We start from the raw sequence: 24,521 nt of genomic DNA on the forward strand, positions 1-24,521 counted from the left end.
CACCTCCTTGTGAATATAGAATGTGCGTTATTAGATTTTTAATACAAAAATTTTATAGGTAAATTGTACCTACAAAGGAAGGGAACAAAAAAGCCGACTCAATACTTTTGAGTCGGCTTTGAAAGTTTCTTCTTATAGAAGATCTGCAAATTTATCTGCTTCTTGTTCTTTTTTCGGGAAAATATAGACTTCTCGGTTTTTCACTGCTCGTTCGATTAGTTCATCAAAATCCGAGAAGCTTTCGTAATGCTCAACCTTTTCAAGCTTTGGCTTTGTTTTTGGACTTGCAGGCGTAAAAATTGTACAGCAGTCTTCAAATGGCTGGATAGACGTTTCGTATGTGCCTATTTTCTCTGCGATATCAATAATTTCTAATTTATCTGATGAGATTAATGGACGTAAAATCGGTGTATTCGTTACGGCATTAATAGCTGTTAGACTTTCGAGCGTTTGACTCGCTACTTGTCCAAGACTTTCACCTGTAACAATTGCTAGTGCACCAATTTCTTCACGTACTTTGTCCGCAACTTTTAACATCATACGACGAGTTGTTGTCATTGAAACATTAGAAGGTACTTTTTCTTTAATAAGAACTTGAATTTCAGTAAAAGGAATAACATGTAAACGAATACTAGCACCAAATTTCGTTAATTCATTAGCAAGCACCTTTACTTTTTCCAATGAATTTTGGCTTGTGTACGGAGGACTAAAGAAGTGAATCGCCTCTAAACGCACTCCTCGTTTCATCATTAAATAACCAGCAACAGGACTATCAATACCACCAGAAAGCATTAATAAAGATTTACCATTCGAACCTACAGGCATTCCACCTGCACCCGGAATAACTTGTGCCATCATATATGTTGCATCATGACGCACCTCTACACGAAGCTCGATATCAGGCTGCTTCACCTTAACTGATAAATTTTGATATTGTGGTAATACATAACCACCGATTTCGCGTTGAATAGCATGTGATTCTAACGGAAATGTTTTATCAGTACGCTTTACTTCTACTTTAAAAGTAAGCTGCTCATTTTTAAATGTATCCATAATTGTTATCGCAAGTTTTTTCATAGCGTCCATGTCTTTTTCACATGCAGCCACTGGACTAAATGATTGGATACCAAAAATTTTAGGTAATCCTTTTAATAATACGTCCATTTGTGTTTCATTTTGAATAGCTATAAACATACGGTCGCGCTCTGTGCGAATGTGTAAATGTCCTAAATCCGCAAACGCATGACGAATGTTCTCTCTTAAACGACGAATAAAATCCATCTTGTTGCGACCTTTTGTAGAAAGCTCTCCATATCGAATTAAAATTTCTTTCCAAATCATTTTTAATATTCTCCTTTAAGTTCCATCAATACTTCATCTAATACTTGTTTAAAATTTATTATATCTTCATTTGTTACATGTGCACCAAAACTTATTCGTATAACACCCTTTTTAAAGTGCTCATCAATGTTTAGTGCTTCCACAACATGGCTTGTTTTTGTCTGTTTCGATGAACAAGCACTCGATGTCGATGCAATGACATTACGTTTTTGCAATGCATTAATAATGACTTCACCTTTTAAATCGCGAATACTAAAAGATAAAATATGTGCCGCTCCTTGTGGAGTTGATAAAATATGCACGACATCTCCATATCCACGTAATTGCTTACATATTTCTTCATTCCATTGACGGTATTTTTTCGCACGTTCATTCATCATCTCGACTGCGATTCGGGCTGCTTTGGATAGGGCTACTGCTTGCGGTACAGCTACTGTCCCACTACGTAAACCAAACTCCTGCCCTCCGCCAAGTGCATATGGTTGCCATTTCATTTTTTTACGGAATGCCAGTACACCTGAACCTTTAAAGCCATGAATTTTATGACTAGAAATTGATATACAGTCTGGTCCCTCATCATCGTTAAATGAAATCGGTAACTTTCCAAAGCTTTGTACCGCGTCTACATGAAAAGCTGCACGACTTGATTCGTGAATAATTTTCGCAGCTTCAAAAATTGGTTGGATGGCACCCATTTCATTATTTACATGCATCATACTTACTAAAATGGTATCCTTGCGTATTTTTGTGCGAAGCTCCTCTAAAGAAATTACTCCATTTTGATCTACTTGCAAGTATTCTACATCAAAACCCTCTTGCTCAAGTTGCTTAACAGATTCTAGAACAGATGGATGTTCAATTTCAGTTGTTAAAATGTGCTTTCCTTTATGTGTATTACTACGTGCTAAACCAAAAATAGCCGTGTTATTGGATTCGGTACCACCTGAAGTAAATAGCACATTTTTTGCTTCTGTCTGCAAAATATCTGCTACTTGCTCACGTGCACGCATTAACAAGTCGTTTGCTTCAACACCCATTGCATGAATGGAAGCAGGATTGGCATAATACTGCTCATTCACTGCCATAAATGCTTGCATAACCTCTTTTAAAGGTTTAGTTGTTGCACTGTTGTCTAAATAGATTGTATTAACTTCCATTATTATTCACACACTTTCAAAACGTTGATTTAACGGTATTTATCATAACGCAATCTTCAGCAATTGACTACTAACTTTAACAATTATTCTAATTTAATCACTAATTGTTTGCTTTTAATGTACAAAACCACCCTTTAAAGAGCGGCATCTTAAAAGCTTGCTATGATAGCTAAAAATTAAGCAGCATAAAAATTTGATTTTTGCATTGTTAGACTCGTCACCATAACGTGGGGTTGATTTCCGTTCCGACCGGGCGCTTTGCCGCTGACGCTTCGCTTTCGCGCAGAGCAGAGCTTCCTGGGGGCGTCCGATGAGCCGCTTCACTCGCGTTGCTCGCTCCAGGGTCTCATCTGTGACGCTGATCCCCGAGGAGTCGCCCGGTCTCCACTCCAATCAACTTATACAAATGACATATGTTTTAAATTAAATATCATCCCAAACTGTGAAATCAATTTTCAACATAATAAACCCTGTCAACACGCTTATTTTTAATCTTTCTTCATTGTTATAAATTCAGTTGAAGCTGTGAAGTCCATAACTTTTTTAAAGCCTAATTTTTTATATAAATGAATGGCTCTTTTATTAAATGTAGCTACTGTTAAACGAAGTGGACTAGCATTTTCTTGTTGTAGCTGATTTAAAATAAATGAAAAAAATTCTGAGCCACTACCTTTTCCTGTTAGTTCAGGCTTCATCCCTATCCCAACATCAATGCACTCGTCTAAATATGCACCATGATCATGTCCTTTAGGTACTTGTGCAGATACTCCTGTACAGAAAAAACCGACTAGCTCGTCTTGATCATTGACAATAGCATAATACGGATTTTCAAGAAATTCTTTCAAAGATTCGTCGCAAAGACCATTGTTGTAAAAATCATATGGTTTCTCATACTTCCAATTCAAAATGTCAGCTGCATACATTTCATTCATTTCCCGAATATAAAATTGCATTATGAACCTCCCTATACTTCATCATTTCTTCATTAAATAACAAAACTGTCTAAAAAGTAATAACGATACCTTTTAGACAGCTGATGTCATTTTTTATTTACTCGATATTGTTTCTTCTGCTACAAGTTCTTGAATTCGTTTTAAAGCACCTGGCTCCATTTCTTCCACTGCCGTTCCAGCCTCTTCTAATGCTTTGGAATAACGGAATTGATTGAAAGAGGATTCTGCTTCTTTTAAACGAGTATTCAATGTTGGGTTTGTTCCACGATGGCGATTACCATACTGAATAATTCGTTCAATCAGCATTACATTTTCAATTAATTCATGCGCCTTCGCTTTTACATCCTCTACACAAAGTGTTGCTGCATTTAAATTATTATGAACTGTTCCCATATTGAGTGGTACCTCTTGAAGGCTTTGCATTACTAAATAAATATGCTCTGCTGCCTCATCTAGACGTGCATCCATTTCCTCAGGAATACCTGGAATATTCGCCTTATTCAACATACGATCTGTTTCTTGTAATGTTTTCTTTAAGTTTTCTACTTGTGTGCGAGCCTTGTTCTCATCAATTCGAAGCTTCTTCATCGTATTGGATAAATGACCTTGCTCCTCATGAATTTGTTCAAGTTCTTCGTTAATTTCAATCAATTCTTCCTGCAAACTTGAGTAGGCAGATTTTTCCTCTCTAACACGCATCGCTAATAGGTCATAACGACGTTGTAAAGCCTCTAATTGCTTTAATGCAGCTTTTGGAACTTCTGCATCTTTTTCATTTAAACGGTAGCTTTGCTGCACAAAAGTTGCTTCATCACTTACTAATTTTGTTGAACTAATAACATTATTGATTGAGCTTAATAAACGATCACAATTTTGGTCAACATAGTTTTTAGCCATAACTTCTTTTTCAAGCAGATCGTAATAACGATCAATCTCTTCGTTTATTTCAGCAACCCGTGGTTTAACAGCTGTTAAGTTTAGCTCTGCTAATTCATTTTTTAGTGTCGCAAATTCTTCTTCAAATTTATCAAGCGCCTCGGTCAACTCTAAATGCTGTAAATAATAGGATTGCTCCTCCATTTCACGTTGGCCACTACGTAATTCTTGTACCGCTCCTGGGAGCTTTACTTGCAATTCAGTCAAAATCGATGGGACATCATTAATATATTCAAATGTCTGCTGTGATTCCTGGTTCAAACCAATAACAATTTCTCGCGCTTGCAAATAATTCCCTTCGCTAGTAAGCACATCGAATTCCTCAAACTTTTGAACAAATGTCTCGAGCTTTTTCTCCAGTGAAGGTAATGCTACACCAAATGAATGTTGGTGAGCTAACAATGTTTTACGTGCTGAGCGATAGTATTCTTTTAATTGTTCAATTTCAATACGATTTTTTTCTTCGCTGCCAATTAATTCATTTAATTCTTCTAAGATTTTATCTTTACTTTCTTCACACTTTTGAATGTAATCTTCTATCTCACGTTCAATTAAAGTTGCTTTCTTAAAACGGAGTCTATTGATTTGATCCTCTGCATCAAATAAAAGTGAATCAATTTTTGTCATATGTACATCGATGACTTCATCCCAGCTATTACGCCATCGTTCAAACATCTCTTCTGTTTCACCGTTCATGTTTAAAGATTTAACTTTTGAAATTTCCTCATTTATGGGATTGTTTTGTATTTGTGATTTTTCATTTTCAAGTTTAGCAATGATTGTTGTATGTTTTCGTCGCATCATAAATCCTACTATCGCTAAAATTAATAGTAGGATAACCGGAATGATGATATACTCCATCGTAAGCCTCCTATTCTACAATAAACGAATTGGCTAGTTGTATTTATTATATACTATGTTATCGCCTTTTGTACTAAAATTTGAGTGTTTTTTATGTATTTATGCGTTTCAAGAATAACACTTACTAAGTTTTGAACAATTTGCGCAAATAGAAGTGTTTTATCCTAAAGTTAAAGGAGTGGTAATTTTATGAAATATGACGGTCACATCCATAGTCCATATTGTCCACATGGTACTTCTGATTCATTTAAGCAATACATTGAAAAAGCAATTTCTTACAACTTTACAGATATCACCTTTACAGAACACGCACCTTTACCATTAAATTTTGCTGACCCTACACCACAGCAAGATAGTGGTATGAATCCAGAATTTTTAATGCCCTATTTTAAAGATTTACAGTGCCTTCAAAAGGAGTACGCACAAGACATCCGCATTCATATCGGTCTGGAGGTTGACTATATTCAAGGCTTTGAACAAGAAACTCGTCAATTTCTTGATACATATGGACACTTTTTAGATGACTCTATTTTATCAGTCCATTTTTTACAATGGCAAAATCACTTTGAATGCATAGACTTTTCCCCAGAAAATTTTATGGCTTTTGCAAAAAAAGTGGGCTCAATCGAACAAGTGTATAATTTATATTATGATACCGTCCTACAGTCCATTAAAGCAAATTTAGGGCAGTACAAGCCTAAGCGCATTGGACATCCTTCACTTATTCACAAATTTCAATTAGCACATAGGGTGAAAATTGATGATTCTATGCGGATTCGAGAAGTTTTAGATTTAATGAAGGAAGAAGGCTATGAACTAGATGTAAATAGCGCTGGTATAAGTAAAACATATTGTCAGGAACCTTATCCACCATTTTCCTTTATCGATTATAGTAAATCTATTGGACTACCCATTGTATTTGGTTCAGATGCACATAGTGTTGCTGATTTACATCAACACTATAACGCTATATATCCGAAATAAATAACTTACAAACGAGGTGTTATGATGTTTACAAACATTAATTATGAAGGGCCAGTTGCCGAGCAATATCATACTTTAGCCAAACAGTTAGATGCCCTCCTTACTGGAGAAAGCGATCGTATTGCTAATTTAAGCAACGCCTCTGCTTTACTAAATCAATTTCTTCCAAACATTAACTGGGTTGGTTTTTATGTATTACAGGGGGAGGAACTTGTATTAGGGCCATTCCAAGGCTTACCTGCCTGCGTTAGAATACCAATTGGACGAGGCGTTTGTGGAACAGCTGTAGGCAAAGAACAAACAATTGTGGTAAAAGACGTTCATGACTTCCCAGGCCATATTGCCTGTGATGCAGCGTCCCAATCCGAAATCGTTATTCCCTTAATAAAAGAAGGACAAGTCCTCGGTGTTCTTGATATCGACAGTCCAATCGTAAATCGCTTTTCTAAAGAAGATCAAGATGGGTTAGAGCTATTCGTAAAAACCTTACTTCTTCATTTATAAGGTGAAACTTTAATTAGTACGCCGCACCTCCCTATTTCTAAGTGGGAGAACCCGACGTTTCTCTTTTGATATAGATAAAAAAATGCCCTGAAATGATTTATTGTATCATTTCAGGGCATTTAAAGCGTATAAGGCCGATGTTTTATTTTTGCAAATTGTTTAGATAAAATCGATCATGAATACAAAATCGATTTTTACCACTATTTTTCGCTTCATAAAGCGCTGTATCTGCGTGTAGGAAAACAGATTGAAACGCCGGACGGTACTGTTCATCCCACGTGATGAGACCTGCTGAAATTGTCACCTGAGGATCTGTTGTATTTGGAATTCTTGCAACGATTGTTGCTGCTAAGTCGATTGCTTCTTTTTCAGCAATATTCGGGATATACACAGACATTTCTTCTCCACCCCAGCGTGCACAAATGCCACGAGCTCCAATCATTTCTTTTAATTGTACTGCAATTTGCATAAGAATCTTATCACCAATTTGATGTCCATACGTATCATTAACGCGTTTGAAATTATCAATATCAATGAGTAAGAACATCCCTGATTGATCATCTTTAAGAGACTTTTCTACATACTGGTCTAAATAACTTCTTGCGTACAATTTCGTTAAATGATCCAAATCTACCATTTCTTGAAGTTGATTACGTAATATTGAGTTTGCAATGGCTAAGGAAGAATGATGGATTAATGATTGCATTAATTTAAAGCTATCAAATGAAAAGAAATACGGCTCCTTGTGTAACACGATACTAAAGCCATTAATTTTTTCTTCCATTAATATCGGGATTGCCATAATTGAACGATATTCCATTTGATTAGGGGTTAATCGGCTGAAATCAGCAATAAATAGTGGATCATCGGTATATTCAAAATGTTGTTCAACATGTTTTATATAGGTTTGACCCTTTTCTGCATGGAATAAAGATGTACTTGCATCCGTCACTTCAAAGGTATCATTCTGTTTAAAAGCGAAGCAAACTTCCATTGGTTGAAAGGATTTCATTAATTGTTTTTGAAGGAAAAGTAACATGTCATTAATATCAATCCTCATATTCAAACGATGCGATGTTTCATTGATAAGTTGTAAATCACTAACAAGGCGATGTGATTGATGATATAACTTTGCATTTTCAAGCGCATTTCCAGATGTTTGTGCGAGTATTCGTATAAAATCTTTTTCAGTTGTTGAAAAAAGATATGTTGTAGGTGCACTTACTTGTAAAATACCATAAATAGCTTGTCTCCCCTTTATAGGGGCATTTAATATTCGACAATTCAAATCGCTAGCAAGCTCTGTTGTTAGCTCTCCCGAGACAAAAGCCTCAATAGTCGCAGGCCTTTCAGATAAATAATCAAAAAGCTTAATATCAATTGTCGTATGACGGTCTTGATCATTCGATAGTATAAGCTCCACATTAAACTTCGGGAAATTATCCTTAATGTTTTTCAAGACATTTTCTAAAATTAAATCAATATTCATAGTGGAATGAAATAAGTCTGTCATATTGTACAATTTTCGATATTGGTCTTCATTCACTTTTACTTCACAATTTTCTCTAATCCTTTGAAGAACCTTCGTAAGCGTTTCGACTAGCTCTTCGCCGTAATCCGTAGTCATAAAGTCTGTCCAAGCATCGGTTGCCTCGACGAGCAGCACACCAATTGGATTTTTGCCTTCCGCTTGGAAGAGCACCATATCTGTCATCATCGTATATACGTCTTTTTCTTTTAATATATAAGGAACTTTCACCAACTTCTGTTGATAAAAGTTGGCTTCAATCATTAACCATGACACAGCATTTAGTTTTGTTTCAATTGTTAAATTAGCCATCTCTTCAACAGGTATTAAAGAATTACCTTCGAAACCGAGAAATGCCACATTTACAACTCCAAAGCGCTTCTTTAGACACTGTTTCAATGAGGAAAAATACTCATTAAAACCGGCTTGTTCTTTAGAACTCACCCAAATGCTCAAAACATCTGATTTTATATATTTTAGCGTTTGTAAATGGTCTGTCATGAAATCACCTTTTCTATATAACGTCCAAATCAATTACTATTAACTTATAATATAGTATACATAATTTGTGTCATTTTGACTATGTTATTCTATTTTACTTTTACATTTTACATTTCCCACTGTATCATTAACTATCATCGAATATCGAAATATGTATATAAAGGAAATTTTTACTATATCACCTTTTTAAAAATAGTTAGCCTAATAATTGACGTCTATGTAATAAGCAGTTACAATGAAGTTTGTGTAAAATAAACGCAGCAGTGGTATGAGCTTATTACTGTATTTTATTCCTCTATTTTATTGTAAACAGATTCAATAGATGGTGTATCGCGTAACCTAACGGCTGCATAGGCGAAAATACATGAAAATAAAATGCGTATAGGAATGGGTACTACTGGTTTTTGTTTTACAACAAAAAAACCAAATTTAAAGGAGGAGACAACAATATGTCTCGTTATACAGGTCCATCTTGGAAATTATCACGTCGTCTTGGTATCTCACTAAGCGGTACAGGTAAAGAAATCGAAAAACGCCCTTACGCACCAGGTCAACACGGTCCAAACCAACGTAAAAAATTATCAGAATACGGTTTACAACTTCAAGAAAAACAAAAACTTCGTCACATGTACGGCATGAACGAACGTCAATTCCGTACTCTATTCGACCGCGCTGGTAAAATGAAAGGTGTTCACGGTGAAAACTTCATGATCCTTCTTGAAACTCGCCTTGACAACCTAGTTTACCGTTTAGGTTTAGCTCGTACTCGTCGTGGATCTCGTCAATTAGTAAACCACGGCCACATCTTAGTAGATGGCAAACGCGTTGATATTCCTTCATACAGCGTAAAACCAGGTCAAACGATTTCTCTTCGTGAAAAATCTCAAAACCTTGCTGTAGTAGCAGAAGCAATCGAAGTAAACAACTTCGTACCTGACTACTTAACATTTGATGCTGACAAAAAAGAAGGTACATTCACTCGCCTTCCAGAGCGTTCTGAATTATCAGCTGAAATCAACGAAGCATTCATCGTAGAGTACTACTCTCGTTAATTAAATTACTCTGCAAAGAGTAGTTTAGAAAACCCTAGAAAGCCTTTTATATCAAGGCTCTCTAGGGTTTTTGCTTGTTATCGACAATGCACAATAATACATTAAATATCATTGTTTTGGGGCTGATGTTGGGGCAAATTATTAATACGGAGTGAAATGAATGAAGCTTGGAGATTACTTAATTAATAATCCTCATATAGAATGGGAGTTAAAGAATAACCAGGAGATGTTTAGTTTGTTAACATTTCGATGTTAACTTAAATGGTAATAATTTTTCTACAAGATTTTATAAGTCATTGGACTGCTCGTCGGTATATAAAGAAAAAATCGAAGGTCGATACATATTCTTTATTGATAATGAATCAATTAATAATGAAGTAATACGAAATAAGATAAACATCCTACCTGATAAATTGCAATCCCTTTCATTACCCATAAATTTTACAAACTCGCAAAAGGAAATATATTCAAAAGATTGGATTTCTCATATTCTTGAATATTGACTCAGGGATTTTTTTATTTTATTATCTTTTCAATATCCTGGGGCTCCCCGTTTTTTGGTTTATTTCCTTCCTCTAACTTTTTTCGTTTAGTTCGCAATACAAGCCCGACAATTAGGTACAGCAATGTAGTAATAATGCCTGCCGTTGGGGAAACAAGAAATTCTTTTCCCGAAGCAATTTTAATATAGCCATCCAGAATAAGCGGATTCACAAGTGCATCTTCTGTCATATGCATAAGGACAAGTGGCCAAATACTTTTCGTCATTAAATAAATTTCTGTATACATTACTGTCCAACAGATCATCGTCACGATACCTATTAACGCAAAAAGCCACCTATTTACAGGAAGCACACTGAAGATATCACTTTCTGATAAGAACACTAAAAAATATGGAATATGCCAAGCTCCCCAAACACCACCAACAATAAAATACAACCAAAAATCATTTATTTTTAATGATGATAGTTTACTTGTCAAATAGCCTCTCCAAACGGATTCCTCAAAAAAGTTTTTAACAAATTGGATCAGTAAGCCACCCATGAAAACTGAAACGATTGCATCTAAATGAAAATCCGAAAAATCCATCCAGCTAAAAATATAGCTTACTAACAAAACTGCAGAAGTGATTACAGGATAGACTAGGAGCGAAACAACATACCATTTTACGTTACCCTTCAAATTAGGTAATAAGCCTATATCGTGCCAACCATCTCCTGCAAAGGCACGTAACGAGATAGTCATCAGCAACGGTAAAACTAGCCAAATTCCCATCCCAAGCGTGTCGCCTTTAGGTTGTTCAGGTATGAAACGATCTACGAAAACACCAAGCCAGCCACATAGCAAAACAACAACGATAAAGATTATTACATTCCGTGTAGTTTTCACTTTCAATCCGCCTTCCTGTTTTCAAGGATTGAAATAACCCACATTGTATCGGGACAAGGTGTTTCGGGATGCAGTGCAATGTATTGAGCGATACCCTGTATAGAACACCAAAATGCTACCGCAAGTGCTTCAGCATTCCCCTGTTTAAATTCACCCAGCAATTGCCCCTTCTCTATTAATGGAATACTCTTTTTAATTAATTTATCCGCTTCTGTAAGCATTTCTTTTAAATCTTCCGACAAGGAATCAAGATGTTGCGCATTTTCCATTAGCACAAACATTTTTGCAGCAGACGGGTTTGTACTGATCATGCTAAATATTTCCTCAGCAACCGCTGTAAAGATTGCCAATGATGATTCATTCATAACATCAAAATCTATTTTAAGTCTTTCACAGCCTATGCGAATTAATTCTTCATAAAGTTTTTCCTTAGAGCCAAAATAATGAAAAAGCAACCCCATGCTCATATCAGCAGCTTTAGCAATATCAGCAACTTTTGTTTCACCATACCCCTTACGAATAAACAAATCTAATGCTGTTTGTAAAATTAAAGCTCTTCGTTGTTCTTTTTGTTCATGTCTAATCGACATTTCTCCCACCCCTTTATTGAAAATATTCTCATTGAAATATTATTCAATAAAATTGCAAATAGTCCTGAAAAGTGCCTAAAAAAATTTTTTGTTTATCAGCCCGAATACCCATATTTTAACAAATATTTTCATCCGTTTGATTGATTAGAATATTCACATAAATTATGACGATTTTATGTACTTTAAAATAGTAATTACACAATTAAAAAGCAACATATTCACTACTAATATATTAAGAACAAAATATCAGTTATTTACTATTCAACACTTCTATAAAATAGAACACATTTCCAAAAAATATATTTTACTTTCATAGGAAAACAATTTTCAAAACGTTTTTATATCAATAATCCTCAGCAACACAACCTTTCATTATATCAAAAGCCAACCTAACTTTTTTGTAAAATAATAACATAATTAAAATTAACAATTTTAATAAAAATACGTGTTGAACTTTTACAAATAATAGAATAACATGAACTTCGAAAGGTGGTTCGCCATCATTCAAGCAATAACAATTATTTTAAAGGGGTTGGAAATATGTCAGACGTTCTAAAGCAATTTGTTATGCCGAAAACAAACTTATTTGGACCTGGAGCAATTCAAGAAGTTGGTAAACGCTTAAATGATTTAGAAGTGAAAAAGACATTAATCGTAACAGATGAGGGCTTACACAAATTAGGTCTCTCTGAACAAATTGCTAACATCATTATAGCTGCTGGAATTGATGTAGCCATTTTCCCGAAAGCAGAACCGAATCCAACAGATCAAAACATTGAAGACGGGATTGCAGTGTATCATGCTGAAAACTGTGATTCCATTGTATCTCTTGGAGGGGGTAGCGCACACGATGCAGCAAAAGGTATCGGACTTATTGCTTCGAATGGTGGACGCATTCATGATTACGAGGGCGTTGACAAATCACAAAACCCACTAGTGCCATTAATCGCTATTAACACAACTGCTGGTACAGCAAGTGAAATGACTCGCTTCACAATTATTACGGATACCTCTCGTAAAGTGAAGATGGCCATTGTGGATAAACATGTTACTCCACTTCTATCAATTAATGACCCCGAGTTAATGGTTGGCTTACCTCCTGCTCTAACTGCGGCAACTGGTTTAGATGCATTAACACATGCAATCGAATCATTTGTGTCGACAGAAGCAACACCAATTACTGATGCATGCGCAGAAAAGGTGCTTCAGCTAGTTCCTGAATATTTACCACGCGCCTATGCAAACGGTGCAGATTTAGAGGCACGTGAGCAAATGGTGTACGCACAATTTTTAGCAGGCATGGCGTTTAATAATGCTTCACTTGGCTATGTACATGCAATTGCGCATCAATTAGGCGGTTTCTATAATTTACCACACGGAGTATGTAATGCTATTCTTTTACCACATGTTTGCCGCTTCAACTTAACAGCACGAACTGACCGTTTTGCAAGAATCGCTGAATTGTTAGGTGAAAACGTTGAAGGGTTAAGTAAACGTGAGGCTGCTGAAAAAGCAATTACAGCAATTGAAAACCTTTCTAGTGATTTAAACATTCCAAGTGGCTTCCGCGAATTAGGCGCGAAGGATGAGGATATTGAAATCTTAGCGAAAAATGCAATGTTAGATGTATGTGCTGCAACAAACCCACGTAAAGCAACTTTAGAGGACATTAAACAAATTATTACAAATGCAATGGGTCCTGTTGCGAAAAAAGAAGAGTCACTCGAAGCTATCGCACTTTCTTAATAGATAATCAAAAGGCATGTCTCGTGGCATGCCTTTTTTAATTGATAACTGCCAGAGGTTTTGAGCCAACAAGTGGTTTTTGTGCGAAAGCGTAGCGACAGCAACAGATGGTTTTTTTGTGCGAAAGCGTAGCGACAGCAACAGATGGTTTTTTTGTGCGAAAGCGTAGCGACAGCGACAGATGGTTTTTTTGTGCGAAAGCGTAGCGACAGCGACAGATGGTTTTTTTGTGCGAAAGCGTAGCGACAGCGACAGATGGTTTTTTTGTGCGAAAGCGTAGCGACAGCGACAGATGGTTTTTTTGTGCGAAAGCGTAGCGACAGCGACAGATGGTTTTTTTGTGCGAAAGCGTAGCGACAGCGACAGCAACAAAGTTAAAGCTAAAGAGCATTCAGTCATTGTATGTCACTCGAACACTCGCTATACTTTTCTTAAAAAGAATTGGAGATAAGAAAATGCGTTTAATCTCAATTTGTCCTAGTAATACAGAACTTGTTGCTTATTTAGGGCTGACTGACCAGCTTGTGGGCGTCGATGATTTTTCAGATTGGCCATTAGTCGTAAAAGACTTGCCTCAGCTTGGCCCAGATTTATCAATTGATATGGATGCATTAGAAGCATTGCAGCCAGATCTTGTACTTGCATCGTTAAGTGTCCCTGGCATGGAAAAAAATATTGAAGCTTTACAAGCTAGAAATATTCCTCATATTGTTTTTAATGCCAATTCTTTAGAGGAAATCGCACAGGACCTTCATATTTTAGGTAAAGCTTGTGGAGTTGAGGAGCGTGCTAAAAAAATTTCCGAGGAATATTTATATTGTATTGATTGTCTATACAAAGTTGCTCAAACAATTCCTAAAAAACCTACTGTTTATTGGGAATGGTGGCCAAACCCTATCTTTACCCCAGGTAAAATTAATTGGTTAACTGAAATTAGTGCCATTGCTGGTGGGCAAAATCTGTTTCAAGATGTAGAACTAGCAAGTGTGCAAACTGATTGGGCTGATGTAGTAAGGCGTGACCCAGACTATATAATGATGGCTTGGGTAGGTGTTGCCTTTGAGCGAATTCAACCGGCAAATTTATTAAAACGGTCGGATGCGCAGGAGCTACGAGCTGTTAAAATGAAACAGCTTCACGTAATGGAGGAATGGCTTTATTGTCGTCCATCACCACGCCTCATAGAGGGTGCATTAAAGCTTGCAAATATGCTTCACCCCAAAAAATATGAGCACATCAAGCTTCCAAGTTTTTTAGATAGTTAAAAATAAAAGTATGGCTCTTCTGCAAAGAGAGGGGTTGATTTCCGTTCCGGCTGTGCGCTTTGTTGCTGTCGCTTTGCTTTCGCTACAGAAAACATTTGCCGCTGACGCTTCGCTTTCGCGCAGAGCAGAGCTTCCTGGGGGCGTCCGATGAGCCGCTTCACTCGCGTAGCTCGCTCCAGGGTCTCATCTGTGACGCTGATCCCCAAGGAGTAGCCCAGCCTCCACTCCAATCAACCGTTTTACTTATCTTGTATCTTCTAACATAGCGGCTAGAGATTTCCTAAACCATTTTATTTTCCATCCAAAAGAGACATCCCCTCTAATATTGAGGGGATGTCTTGTTGTATACGTCTGAGTTAAACAAACTTCACCATATGGTATTTTTTCTTGCCGCGACGAACAATGCTGAATGCATCTTCTAAACGATCTTTGCCGTCGATGACATATTCTAAGTTAGTAACCTTTTCACCATTCACGCTAATTGCACCATTTGTTACGTCCTCACGAGCTTGACGTTTTGAAGGAGAGATACCCGCTTCCACAAGTAAGTCCACGATGTTTTTATCTTCTTTCGCCATTTCAATAGAAGGAACATCTTTAAATGCATCCTTCATTTCATCAGCAGAAAGTGCTTTTAAGTCTCCAGAGAATAAAGCAGCTGTAATGCGGATTGCTTGGTCTAATGCTTCCTGACCATGAATTAAGCGTGTCATTTCTTCAGCTAATGCTTTTTGTGCCTTACGTAAGTGTGGCTCCTCTTCAACAGATACTGCTAAAGCTTCAATCTCTTCACGAGAAAGGAATGTGAAGATTTTTAAGTATTTCACAACGTCAGCATCCGCAGCATTAATCCAGAATTGGTAGAACTCGTATGGAGATGTTTTCTTACAATCTAGCCATACAGCACCACCTGCCGTTTTACCAAATTTCGTACCGTCTGCTTTCGTTACTAAAGGAATTGTTATACCAAAAGCTTTCGTTTCTTCCTCATGTGTTTTACGAATAACTTCTAAACCAGTTGTAATATTCCCCCACTGATCAGAACCACCTACTTGAATGCGACAGTTGTAATGGTCGTATAAGTGATTGTAATCAATACCTTGAATTAAAGTATATGCAAACTCAGTAAATGAAATCCCTGTATCAAGACGTGATGCAATTGTATCCTTTGCTAACATGTAGTTTACATTAATTAATTTCCCATAATCACGTAAAAATTCGATCGTATTTATATTGCCAATCCAGTCACGGTTATTCACTAACTGAGCACCATTACCATCTTCTGCAAAATCAAAGATACGTTCTAATTGACCACGGATACCTTGAACATTTTTATCAATTTGCTCAACTGTTTGTAATTGGCGTTCTTCAGAGCGACCAGATGGATCTCCAATCATACCCGTTGCACCACCAACTAACAAAATTGGACGGTGGCCTGCTTTTTGGAATCGACGTAGCGTTAAAAGAGGCACAATATGCCCAATATGCATAGAATCTGCAGTTGGATCAACACCACAGTATAAAGATACAGATTGCTCATCCAATAATTTAGCCATACCTTCAGCATCAGTTTGTTGGTATAACAATCCACGCCATTCTAAGTCTTGTAATAATTCGTTCGTCATTTTAATTCCTCCTAAGTGTTTAATATTTCGTGTAGGGGGAAATAAAAAAGTCCCTACACGCAAAAACATTGCATGCAGGGACGTTAATAACTAACGCGGTACCACCCGGCTTGAAGATGTCATCCATCTTCCTCTTCATTCAACCGCCTTTATCGCAGGCGCGCACGTCTAAGCTCCAAGCACGTAATTCGTTTCTACATTATGACCAGCTTTCACCAACCGCTGGCTCTCTAAACAGGGAATGTAGATACTACTGCAAGCTCTTCATCACTAGAAAACTATAAGCATTATTCTAAACGATTCTTTTTCATTGTCAATAACTATGTTCGACCTAAATCAATATGTGCTATAATAGACAAGATTTTAGGAGGTCGATACATTGAAAGATTGGATTGAGAAAATCAATGCAAAGATCGATGATTTAATTCAACAAAAATGGATGAAGAAATTACGTATTTCAGGAAGTGTTACCTGGAACTTATTTTTACTATTTTTAGTCTTTGCATTGGTTGGGACTGTATTTGCCGGTTCAGTGGGCGCTGGCTATTTTGCTTCGCTTGTAAAAGAAGAGCCACTTCGCTCAAAGGAAGAATTAAGGACAGAAATTTTCAACTACGATTCAACAAGTGAGATTTATTTTGCCAACGATATTTATATCGGAAAATTACGGACAGATTTAGACCGTCGAGTAACCACATTAGATCAGGTCGCACCTAATGTTATTAATGCAGTATTAGCAACAGAGGACGAGTATTTCCGCGAACATAACGGAATAGTTCCAAAGGCTGTTGTCCGTGGGCTACTTCAAGACGTAGCAAACTCTTCGACCCAAACTGGTGGTTCTACATTAACACAACAGCTTATTAAAAACCAAGTATTAACAAACGAAGTATCTTATGAACGAAAAGCAAAAGAACTTTTACTTGCTATGCGTTTAGAGCATTTTATGAAAAAGGAAGAAATTTTAGAGGCCTATTTAAACATAATACCTTATGGCCGTAATGCTTCCGGTCGAAACATTGCAGGAGTTGAAACAGCTGCTGAAGGTATTTTCAATGTAAAAGCAAAGGACTTATCGCTTCCTCAAGCAGCGTATATAGCTGGTATACCGCAATCACCTTTCGCTTACACACCTTTCACAAATAAAGGTGTACTTAAAAGTAAAGAAGCTCTGAAACCGGGTATTGATCGTATGAAAACTGTACTTTATCGTATGAAAGACGCTGGTTATATTAACGAAGCTCAATATAAAGAAGCAGTTGCTTACGATATCACTGCTGACTTCCGTTCACCAGAGATGCGTGCAGAAGATCGCTACCCATGGCTAACATATGAGCTTGAAAGTCGAGCGAAAGATATTATTGCAGAAAAACTAGCAGAAAAAGATGGTATTGATCCAGAACGCTTAAAAAATGAGAAAAAATTAAAAGAAAAGTATACGATTCTAGCAGATCGCGATGTCCGCTCAAAAGGTTATCGTATCTATTCAACTATTAATAAAGATATGTACGATTCGATGCAAAAAGCAGCGGACAACTTTAAAAATTACGGTCATACTTATACAGTTAAAGAAAAGGATCCTACAACAGGTGAACAAGTTGATGTTCAAATGCCTGTACAGGTTGGTAGTATTTTAATTGAAAATAATACTGGACGTATTTTAAGCTTTGTCGGTGGTCGTGACTTTGAATTAAAAAAATATAACTATGCTACACAGGCAAAACGCTCAAATGGCTCAACTATGAAGCCATTACTTGTATATGCACCTGCAATAGAATACGGTGTAATCGGTGCCGGAAGCCCATTAGTTGACGTAAAATTCTCTATTCCCGGATGGAGCCCAACAAACTATAATACTAATGATGAACGAGGGCTTATCCCGGCACGTGAGGCATTAGCGAGTTCACAAAACTTATCAGCTGCACGTCTATATTATAGTATTCTTAACAGACGTCCTGCCGATTATTTAGTAAAGATGGGAATCACAACCCTAAAGCCTAATGATTTCACTAACCCTTCTGCTAGTCTTGGGGCGGTAGAAGATGGTATTACGGTTGAAGAGAACACCAATGCCTTTGCAACTTTTGCAAATAGTGGACAATTTATAGACTCTTATATGATTGATAGAATTGAAGACCAAAATGGCAATATCATTTATAAACACGAAGTTAAACCTGAACAAGTATTTAGTCCTGAAACCTCTTATATCATTACAGATATGTTACGAGATGTGTTAACAAAAGGAACAGGTACACTTGCAAGAAATACTTTAAAATTCTCTGCTGACTTTGCTGCTAAAACAGGTACTTCACAAGATTACAAAGATGCTTGGCTAGTTGGTTATAACCCGAATGTTTCTCTTGGTGTATGGATAGGTTATGATAAAAATCAATCACTTAATGCATTTAATAATACGTACCAACAGCCAAGTGAGCGAATTAACAAGCTATGGGGAAAATTAATGAATTCTGTGTATGATGTCGATCCACAATTAATTGCCCCTAAAACTAGATTTAAGCAACCGAAAAACGTTGTGACTGCATCATTCTGTGGTATTTCTGGTTTAGCGCCTTCTGCAGCATGTGCTAATGCTGGTCTCGTGCGCTCTGATTTGTTTAACGCGAAAGTATTTTTACCTTCACAACCTGATGATAGCTTAGCTTCTTCAAGTGTTGTGACGATAAAAGGTAAAACTTATAATGCACTTCCTAGCACACCGTCAGAATTTGTAAAAGCAGGTGGTGCAGGTATTAATCAGGCATTTATAAAAAGAATGCTTGGCCCACTTGGCGGTAACCCTGCTAGCCTATTACCGAAAAATTCGTCATTATCGAATTCATCGGTATCAGCTGTTGATTTCCCAGCTGATAACAGTGCACCAGCAGCAGTAACAGCTTCTATTAATGGCAATACATTATCTTGGACAGGGTCTTCAAATGATGTAGTTGGTTATAGAATATATAAAGTAACAAACGGTGGTAAGACTCTTGTTGGATCAGTGCTTGAATCATCCCAAAGTATGACGGTAGCAAGTGGTCAAGCCTATGCTGTTGTTGCAGTAGATATTACAGGTTTAACTTCAGCGCAATCCAATATCGTTTCTACTGGTGGCAGTGCGAATGAAAAACAACCTGATAAAGAACAAGAAGAAAAAGTTCCACCAACTACACCACCTACTAACGGCAATGAGCCGAACAATAATGAAAACGGCACAGAAAATGGCAATGGGACTGGTGGAAATAACGGGAATGGCTCGAATAACGGCAACGGTTCTGGAAACACTGGAAATGAGTCAAATAACGGAAATGGTTCTAATAACGGGAACAACGGCTCGAATAACGGGAATGGTACCGGAAATAACGAAAATGGCTCAAATAACGGAAACGGTTCCGAAAACACTGAGAATGGCGGCTCTAACGGAGGAGAAAACGGAAATACAACTCCACCGCCTAATCCACCTACCCGATAATATGCAGGCATACTACAATTATTTTTGAATTGTAGTATGCCTGTTTTTTTGTCATTATTAAGAGGACTACTAATTTAAAGGGGTGGAAATATTATGAACGTTTTAGTTTTAGGAGGTACCCGTTTTTTTGGTAAAAAGCTTGTAGAACTCTGTCTTCAAAATGGCCATAGCGTAACTATATTAACACGTGGACAAAGTGGAAATCCTTTTGGTACTAAAGTGAAGCAGCTAATTGTTAATCGAGACGACGCTGATTCGTTGTCGAAGGCACTAGCAAGCACTACGTGGGATATTGTCTATGATAATATTTGCTATTCTCCTAACGAAGCTCTCAACATATGTGAAATTTTAGAAGGTAAAACGAAAAAGCTCGTTTTTACATCTACTCTATCAACCTACGAAATAGACGGCATTATCAAAACAGAAGAAGATTTTAATCCATATAATTATGAAGTTCGGATGGGAAACCGCGAAGATTTTTCGTACGGTGAGGGTAAGCGTCAAGCAGAGGCAGTACTTTTCAAAGAGGCCACATTCCCTGTTGTCGCTGTACGTTTCCCGATTGTTATGGGGGAGAACGACTATACACGCCGTTTACATTTCCATGTTGAACGAATTTTACAAGAACAGCCTATTTCATTACCAAATATTGATGCAAAGATGAGCTTTATTACGGACGATGAAGCAGCTGCATTTTTGTATTTTGCAGGCACTACACCTATTGAAGGACCTTATAATGCAACAGCAGCAGGTGCAATTTCATTAAAAGATTTACTAGGTCTTATTGAAGAAACAACCGGAAAGCATGCAAAAATTTCCCTTGTAGGTGGCGATGACAAGTCGCAGTCGCCATATGGGGTTCCAGCAGATTGGTATATGTCCACTACAAAGGCAGAATCAGCAGGCTTTACATTCAGTCAACTCCATGATTGGCTCCCTTCTCTAGTGAAAACATTAGTAAATGAGCTGCGATAAATCGAAACTTTAATCAGTGTGGTGTTCTTTACCCCACTGATTATTAGTCTTCACCAATCGGGTATTTACGGGCAGTTTGCCTCCCCTAATTTCTTTGCTCTCATTGAATTTAAAGCGGGAGGACCTGACGCTTCTCTTTTGATACAGATAAATTACTGCCCATTAATACGGGACAAGATTTTACTATACTAATAGACTTATCAACATAACGTGGGGTTGATTTCCGTTCCAGCTGGGTGCTTTCCTAGGGGCGTCCGATGAGCCGCTTCACTCGCGTTGCTCGCTCCAGGGTCTCATCTGTGACGCTGATCCCTAAGGAGTCGCCCAGCCTCCACTCCAATCAACTAATATACTTGGCATATTCCCCCAAAATTTCATCTTAATTTTTACAGATAAGCATTAAAAGATCTGCTAGATTTTTTTAGCAAGAAATCTAGCAGATTCATTTTTATCGTATTTAATTGATCAGATACTACAGCAGTATCGTTTTTAAAATCGCAATTGCTTCATCGATTTCTGCTTTTGACACGGTTAATGGAGGTAATAGGCGAATAACGTTAGGTCCTGCACCCACTAATAATAAGCCCTTTTCCTCCGCTGCTGCTATATACGAGGCTACCTCAATATCCCCACAGCCAATACCAAGAAGTAAGCCCTGGCCCTGTACTGTATACGTTGAAGGAAGATGCGTTTTCAATTGCTTAACAAAATACGTAGATAGCTCCTGTACATTTTGTAAAAAAGGCGCTGCAAAGACATGATCAAGCACGGTTTCAGCAACACTCATCGCAAGCGGGTTCCCACCGAATGTTGTGCCATGTGTGCCTGGACTAAATGTCTCATATAACTCGGCTGTTCCAAGCATCCCACCGACAGGGAAACCACCACCTAGCCCTTTTGCTAATGTCACAATATTTGGCTTTAAAATCGTTTGCTCAAAAGCATATTTTGTTCCTGTTCGTCCAATACCGGTTTGAACTTCATCGATAATTAGTAATATTCCTTTGTCGTCACAGACTTTAGCGATTGCTGCTGCGAATTCTGGTGATACACTGTTAACACCGCCTTCACCTTGAATCATTTCCAGCATAATTGCTGCGACAGAATCATCAATCGTTGTTTCAAGTGCTGCCACATCATTAAAAGGAAGAATCGTAAATTTTTCAACAAGTGGACCGAAGCCATTATGTACCTTATCCTGACCTGTTGCAGACATCGCTCCAAAAGTACGCCCATGAAAAGAGTTTTCAAAAGTAATAATATGATTTTTCCCTGTATGCTTACGCGCAAGCTTTATAGCCGCTTCATTCGCTTCTGCACCACTATTACAGAAAAATGCATAAGAGAAATGTGTATTTGCTATTAATTTTTGCGCAACCTTCTCCTGACCGGGAATATCAAATAAATTAGAAATATGCCAAAGCTTTTGACTTTGATCATGAATTGCCTTCACAATGGCCGGATGCGCATGACCAAGGCTCACAACAGCGATTCCACTTGTAAAATCTAAATATTTTTTCCCAGCAGAATCTTCTACTACCGTTCCTTGCCCTTTGACAATTTTGGCGCGTCGTTTGCCATAGTTTTCAAATAAAGCACTCATTTTTTCAACCCCTCCAGAGTAAAACTTAAATCTTCTTTTCTAAACAACTATATTGCTACCTTTATGCCATTACTTCATCCCTTGGCTAAAATCGTTGTACCTTCTAAAGATCCCCCAACAATTTGTACGGATGGAATACCTGCCCTTAAGCATTCGAGAGCTCCTTGAACTTTTGGTATCATCCCACCATAAATATAACCGTCCTCAATCCATTGTTGGATGATGGCAGGTGTTGCTTTCAATTGATATTCATCATTAATGCGGATTCCATTTACATCCGTTACAAGTAATAAACTATCTGCATCTAGAGCTAGTGCTATTTCACTTGCTACAGTATCCCCATTAATATTTAATGCCTGACCAAATTCATCCACCCCGACGCAAGCAATAACCGGTACAACCCCGGCATTTATTAATGCTTCCAGCAAAGATGTATTGACTTTTTTTATATCACCAACAAAACCGAATACATCTTTATCTAGATAATCCGCTACAATTAACTGACCATCGAAGCCGTTTAATCCAATGGCAGCAATTCCCGCAGTAGTTAATTCATGAACAAGCGCAGGGTTGACCTTTCCTATTAACGTAGACTGTACAATATCAATAGCCGCTTCATTCGTTACACGAATACCGTTTAAAGCATGTGATTCTATCCCGTACGCCGCAAGTTCACGATTAATGGCCGGTCCACCACCATGGGTAATAATAAGCTCAACTCCGCTCTCTTGCAGGTTTTTAAAATTCTTAAAAAACGATTCATCTAAGCCTTCTAGTGTACTTCCACCAAGCTTAATGACCATTCTTTTACGAGCGGTACGAGGCATTGATTTGAACGTAGTCATAAGTTAGATCACATCCCCAAGCATGCCCCTTGCCTTCCCCAATACCAAGTGACACATAGATTTTCACTTCATGCATTTTTAAAATTTGAATTAACTCATCCTCAGGGAATGGAAGTGGCTCACCGTTTTCAACCATAGTGACACCGCCAATTTGGATCGTAATTTTTTCTGGATCAACCGTTGCGCCACTATAGCCTACAGCGGCAATAATGCGTCCCCAGTTTGCATCACAGCCAAATACTGCCGTTTTCACAAGCGGTGAACCAACTACTGTTTTAGCAATTTTTCGCCCCTCTTCATCTGAAATTGCTCCTTCAACTTCAACCTCAATCAGCTTCGTTGCACCCTCACCATCTTTAGCTATCATTTTTGCTAAATCTTGAGCTACTGTTTTCAATGTTAAGTAGAAGTTTTGCCAATCCGGATGGTCAAAGGTCAGAGTTTCATTTCCCGCTAAGCCGTTTGCCATCACAACAACTGTGTCATTTGTAGATGTATCCCCATCTACCGTAATTGCATTAAAAGTCATATTTGTTATATCAGCTAATGTAGCCTGTAGGATATCTGATTCAATATTTGCATCCGTCGTAATAAAACCTAGCATCGTAGCCATATTTGGTTCAATCATACCTGAACCTTTTGCAACTCCAGCGATAATAATCTCCTTGCCATCAACGACTGTGCTATAGCTTGTGTTTTTCATAACCGTATCTGTTGTCAAAATCGCTTGGGCAAAATCAATCGCACTTTCCAAATTATCCTTTGGCTCTAATTGATTAATCCCATTTGTTAATGGCTCCATGTTCATAATTTCACCGATGACACCCGTTGAGCAGACTCCAACTAAATTTGCCTCAATGCCCAGCTTTTCTGCCATTAGGGCTTGCATTGTTTGGGCATCCTTCACCCCTTGCTTCCCCGTACATGCATTAGCATTTCCAGAGTTGACAATCATCGCCTGCATTTTCTTCGTTGTGTACACAACCTCTTTCGTAACTTTTAACGGTGCTGCCTGCACGGCATTCGTTGTGAAAACACCTGCTACACTCGCCGGCACCTCACTAACTAATACAGCTAAATCTTTTTTCTTATGCTTTAAACCGCAATGTAAACCCGCAGCTTTAAATCCCTTTGGTGAAACAATATTTTTACTTGATAATTTTTTCATAATGCTTGCGGATGCTATTAATGTCATAA

Annotated in this window: 18 protein-coding genes and 1 other annotated feature; of the genes, 7 read left to right on the forward strand and 11 right to left on the reverse strand. The window is 37.6% G+C overall.

The genetic code is table 11. From position 1 onward, the window contains the following. Window positions 1–132 precede the first annotated feature (132 nt). The 4 genes from thiI to ezrA all read right to left on the reverse strand — a co-directional run bounded on the left by thiI (window position 133) and on the right by ezrA (window position 5,248). A complete protein-coding gene (gene thiI / locus MOK21_RS05400; RefSeq protein ID WP_249072934.1) occupies window positions 133–1,341 on the reverse strand; it encodes a tRNA uracil 4-sulfurtransferase ThiI in 1,209 nt (402 codons plus the stop codon). Window positions 1,342–1,343: 2 nt separating this feature from the next. Beyond that, on the reverse strand, window positions 1,344–2,498 hold the full coding sequence (locus tag MOK21_RS05405; protein ID WP_249072935.1) for a cysteine desulfurase family protein: 1,155 nt from the start codon (window positions 2,496–2,498) through the stop codon (window positions 1,344–1,346). A gap of 488 nt (window positions 2,499–2,986) precedes the next feature. Then, window positions 2,987–3,451 carry a GNAT family N-acetyltransferase gene (locus tag MOK21_RS05410; protein WP_249072936.1) on the reverse strand — a complete coding sequence of 155 codons (465 nt, stop codon included), beginning with the start codon at window positions 3,449–3,451 and terminating at the stop codon, window positions 2,987–2,989. Between the two features lie 93 nt (window positions 3,452–3,544). Then, a complete protein-coding gene (ezrA, locus tag MOK21_RS05415; RefSeq protein WP_249072937.1) occupies window positions 3,545–5,248 on the reverse strand; it encodes a septation ring formation regulator EzrA in 1,704 nt (567 codons plus the stop codon). 189 nt (window positions 5,249–5,437) lie between these two features. Between ezrA and hisJ the strand changes: the two genes are divergently transcribed. Together hisJ and MOK21_RS05425 are read left to right on the forward strand one after the other, a co-directional pair. Continuing rightward, window positions 5,438–6,232 (forward strand): histidinol-phosphatase HisJ, encoded by a 795-nt coding sequence (hisJ, locus tag MOK21_RS05420; RefSeq protein WP_249072938.1) that lies wholly within the window; start codon window positions 5,438–5,440, stop codon window positions 6,230–6,232. Between the two features lie 24 nt (window positions 6,233–6,256). Further along, window positions 6,257–6,736, forward strand: a complete 480-nt coding sequence (locus MOK21_RS05425; RefSeq protein ID WP_249072939.1) for a GAF domain-containing protein — start codon at window positions 6,257–6,259, stop codon at window positions 6,734–6,736. 142 nt (window positions 6,737–6,878) lie between these two features. On the opposite strand, the gene MOK21_RS05430 is transcribed toward MOK21_RS05425, so the two are convergent. Beyond that, a complete protein-coding gene (locus tag MOK21_RS05430) occupies window positions 6,879–8,624 on the reverse strand; it encodes a sensor domain-containing diguanylate cyclase (protein WP_249072940.1) in 1,746 nt (581 codons plus the stop codon). Window positions 8,625–9,214: 590 nt separating this feature from the next. Here MOK21_RS05430 and rpsD point away from each other — a divergent pair. Beyond that, complete coding sequence (gene rpsD / locus MOK21_RS05435; protein ID WP_132357222.1) at window positions 9,215–9,817, forward strand: 30S ribosomal protein S4; 603 nt, start codon at window positions 9,215–9,217, stop codon at window positions 9,815–9,817. A 516-nt stretch (window positions 9,818–10,333) separates the two neighbouring features. Here the strand turns inward: rpsD and MOK21_RS23860 are convergent. Together MOK21_RS23860 and MOK21_RS05445 are read right to left on the reverse strand one after the other, a co-directional pair. Further along, window positions 10,334–11,206, reverse strand: coding sequence for a CPBP family glutamic-type intramembrane protease (locus MOK21_RS23860; RefSeq protein WP_249072941.1), 873 nt, complete (start codon window positions 11,204–11,206; stop codon window positions 10,334–10,336). Window positions 11,207–11,208: 2 nt separating this feature from the next. Further along, window positions 11,209–11,796, reverse strand: coding sequence for a TetR/AcrR family transcriptional regulator (locus tag MOK21_RS05445; RefSeq protein ID WP_249072942.1), 588 nt, complete (start codon window positions 11,794–11,796; stop codon window positions 11,209–11,211). 540 nt (window positions 11,797–12,336) lie between these two features. Here MOK21_RS05445 and MOK21_RS05450 point away from each other — a divergent pair. Further along, window positions 12,337–13,542 carry an iron-containing alcohol dehydrogenase gene (locus MOK21_RS05450; RefSeq protein ID WP_249072943.1) on the forward strand — a complete coding sequence of 402 codons (1,206 nt, stop codon included), beginning with the start codon at window positions 12,337–12,339 and terminating at the stop codon, window positions 13,540–13,542. Window positions 13,543–13,997: 455 nt separating this feature from the next. Beyond that, window positions 13,998–14,807: a cobalamin-binding protein gene (locus tag MOK21_RS05455; protein ID WP_249072944.1), complete on the forward strand. Its 810-nt coding sequence runs from the start codon at window positions 13,998–14,000 to the stop codon at window positions 14,805–14,807. A 356-nt stretch (window positions 14,808–15,163) separates the two neighbouring features. On the opposite strand, the gene tyrS is transcribed toward MOK21_RS05455, so the two are convergent. Continuing rightward, the gene (gene tyrS, locus MOK21_RS05460) at window positions 15,164–16,432 is read right to left on the reverse strand and encodes a tyrosine--tRNA ligase (protein WP_249072945.1); all 1,269 of its coding nucleotides are present in this window, start codon (window positions 16,430–16,432) and stop codon (window positions 15,164–15,166) included. 73 nt (window positions 16,433–16,505) lie between these two features. Beyond that, window positions 16,506–16,709: a binding site (T-box leader), on the reverse strand. A 102-nt stretch (window positions 16,710–16,811) separates the two neighbouring features. Between tyrS and MOK21_RS05465 the strand changes: the two genes are divergently transcribed. Then, window positions 16,812–19,901: a transglycosylase domain-containing protein gene (locus tag MOK21_RS05465; protein ID WP_249072946.1), complete on the forward strand. Its 3,090-nt coding sequence runs from the start codon at window positions 16,812–16,814 to the stop codon at window positions 19,899–19,901. A gap of 93 nt (window positions 19,902–19,994) precedes the next feature. Next, entirely contained in the window at window positions 19,995–20,876 is an 882-nt protein-coding gene (locus MOK21_RS05470; RefSeq protein WP_249072947.1) for an NAD-dependent epimerase/dehydratase family protein, read from the forward strand. Between the two features lie 472 nt (window positions 20,877–21,348). On the opposite strand, the gene MOK21_RS05475 is transcribed toward MOK21_RS05470, so the two are convergent. The 3 genes from MOK21_RS05475 to argJ form a co-directional block, all read right to left on the reverse strand. Then, on the reverse strand, window positions 21,349–22,479 hold the full coding sequence (locus MOK21_RS05475; RefSeq protein ID WP_249072948.1) for an acetylornithine transaminase: 1,131 nt from the start codon (window positions 22,477–22,479) through the stop codon (window positions 21,349–21,351). 74 nt (window positions 22,480–22,553) lie between these two features. Continuing rightward, window positions 22,554–23,324 carry an acetylglutamate kinase gene (gene argB, locus MOK21_RS05480; RefSeq protein WP_249072949.1) on the reverse strand — a complete coding sequence of 257 codons (771 nt, stop codon included), beginning with the start codon at window positions 23,322–23,324 and terminating at the stop codon, window positions 22,554–22,556. Further along, window positions 23,287–24,519, reverse strand: a complete 1,233-nt coding sequence (gene argJ / locus MOK21_RS05485; protein WP_249072950.1) for a bifunctional ornithine acetyltransferase/N-acetylglutamate synthase — start codon at window positions 24,517–24,519, stop codon at window positions 23,287–23,289. The genes argB and argJ overlap by 38 nt, the downstream gene beginning before the upstream one ends. Window positions 24,520–24,521: the final 2 nt, after the last annotated feature.

Origin of the sequence: Lysinibacillus sp. BPa_S21, from assembly GCF_023337795.1 — a bacterium.
GTDB lineage: Bacteria > Bacillota > Bacilli > Bacillales_A > Planococcaceae > Lysinibacillus.

What these genes read in the sequence shown, in the direction of transcription:
- thiI (WP_249072934.1), bottom strand. Translation starts at nt 1,341, where the DNA reads ATGATTTGGAAAGAAATTTTAATTCGATATGGAGAGCTTTCTACAAAA.
- MOK21_RS05405 (WP_249072935.1), bottom strand. Translation starts at nt 2,498, where the DNA reads ATGGAAGTTAATACAATCTATTTAGACAACAGTGCAACAACTAAACCT.
- MOK21_RS05410 (WP_249072936.1), bottom strand. Translation starts at nt 3,451, where the DNA reads ATGCAATTTTATATTCGGGAAATGAATGAAATGTATGCAGCTGACATT.
- ezrA (WP_249072937.1), bottom strand. Translation starts at nt 5,248, where the DNA reads ATGGAGTATATCATCATTCCGGTTATCCTACTATTAATTTTAGCGATA.
- hisJ (WP_249072938.1), top strand. Translation starts at nt 5,438, where the DNA reads ATGAAATATGACGGTCACATCCATAGTCCATATTGTCCACATGGTACT.
- MOK21_RS05425 (WP_249072939.1), top strand. Translation starts at nt 6,257, where the DNA reads ATGTTTACAAACATTAATTATGAAGGGCCAGTTGCCGAGCAATATCAT.
- rpsD (WP_132357222.1), top strand. Translation starts at nt 9,215, where the DNA reads ATGTCTCGTTATACAGGTCCATCTTGGAAATTATCACGTCGTCTTGGT.
- MOK21_RS05445 (WP_249072942.1), bottom strand. Translation starts at nt 11,796, where the DNA reads ATGTCGATTAGACATGAACAAAAAGAACAACGAAGAGCTTTAATTTTA.
- MOK21_RS05450 (WP_249072943.1), top strand. Translation starts at nt 12,337, where the DNA reads ATGTCAGACGTTCTAAAGCAATTTGTTATGCCGAAAACAAACTTATTT.
- MOK21_RS05455 (WP_249072944.1), top strand. Translation starts at nt 13,998, where the DNA reads ATGCGTTTAATCTCAATTTGTCCTAGTAATACAGAACTTGTTGCTTAT.
- tyrS (WP_249072945.1), bottom strand. Translation starts at nt 16,432, where the DNA reads ATGACGAACGAATTATTACAAGACTTAGAATGGCGTGGATTGTTATAC.
- MOK21_RS05470 (WP_249072947.1), top strand. Translation starts at nt 19,995, where the DNA reads ATGAACGTTTTAGTTTTAGGAGGTACCCGTTTTTTTGGTAAAAAGCTT.
- MOK21_RS05475 (WP_249072948.1), bottom strand. Translation starts at nt 22,479, where the DNA reads ATGAGTGCTTTATTTGAAAACTATGGCAAACGACGCGCCAAAATTGTC.
- argB (WP_249072949.1), bottom strand. Translation starts at nt 23,324, where the DNA reads ATGACTACGTTCAAATCAATGCCTCGTACCGCTCGTAAAAGAATGGTC.
- argJ (WP_249072950.1), bottom strand. Translation starts at nt 24,519, where the DNA reads ATGACATTAATAGCATCCGCAAGCATTATGAAAAAATTATCAAGTAAA.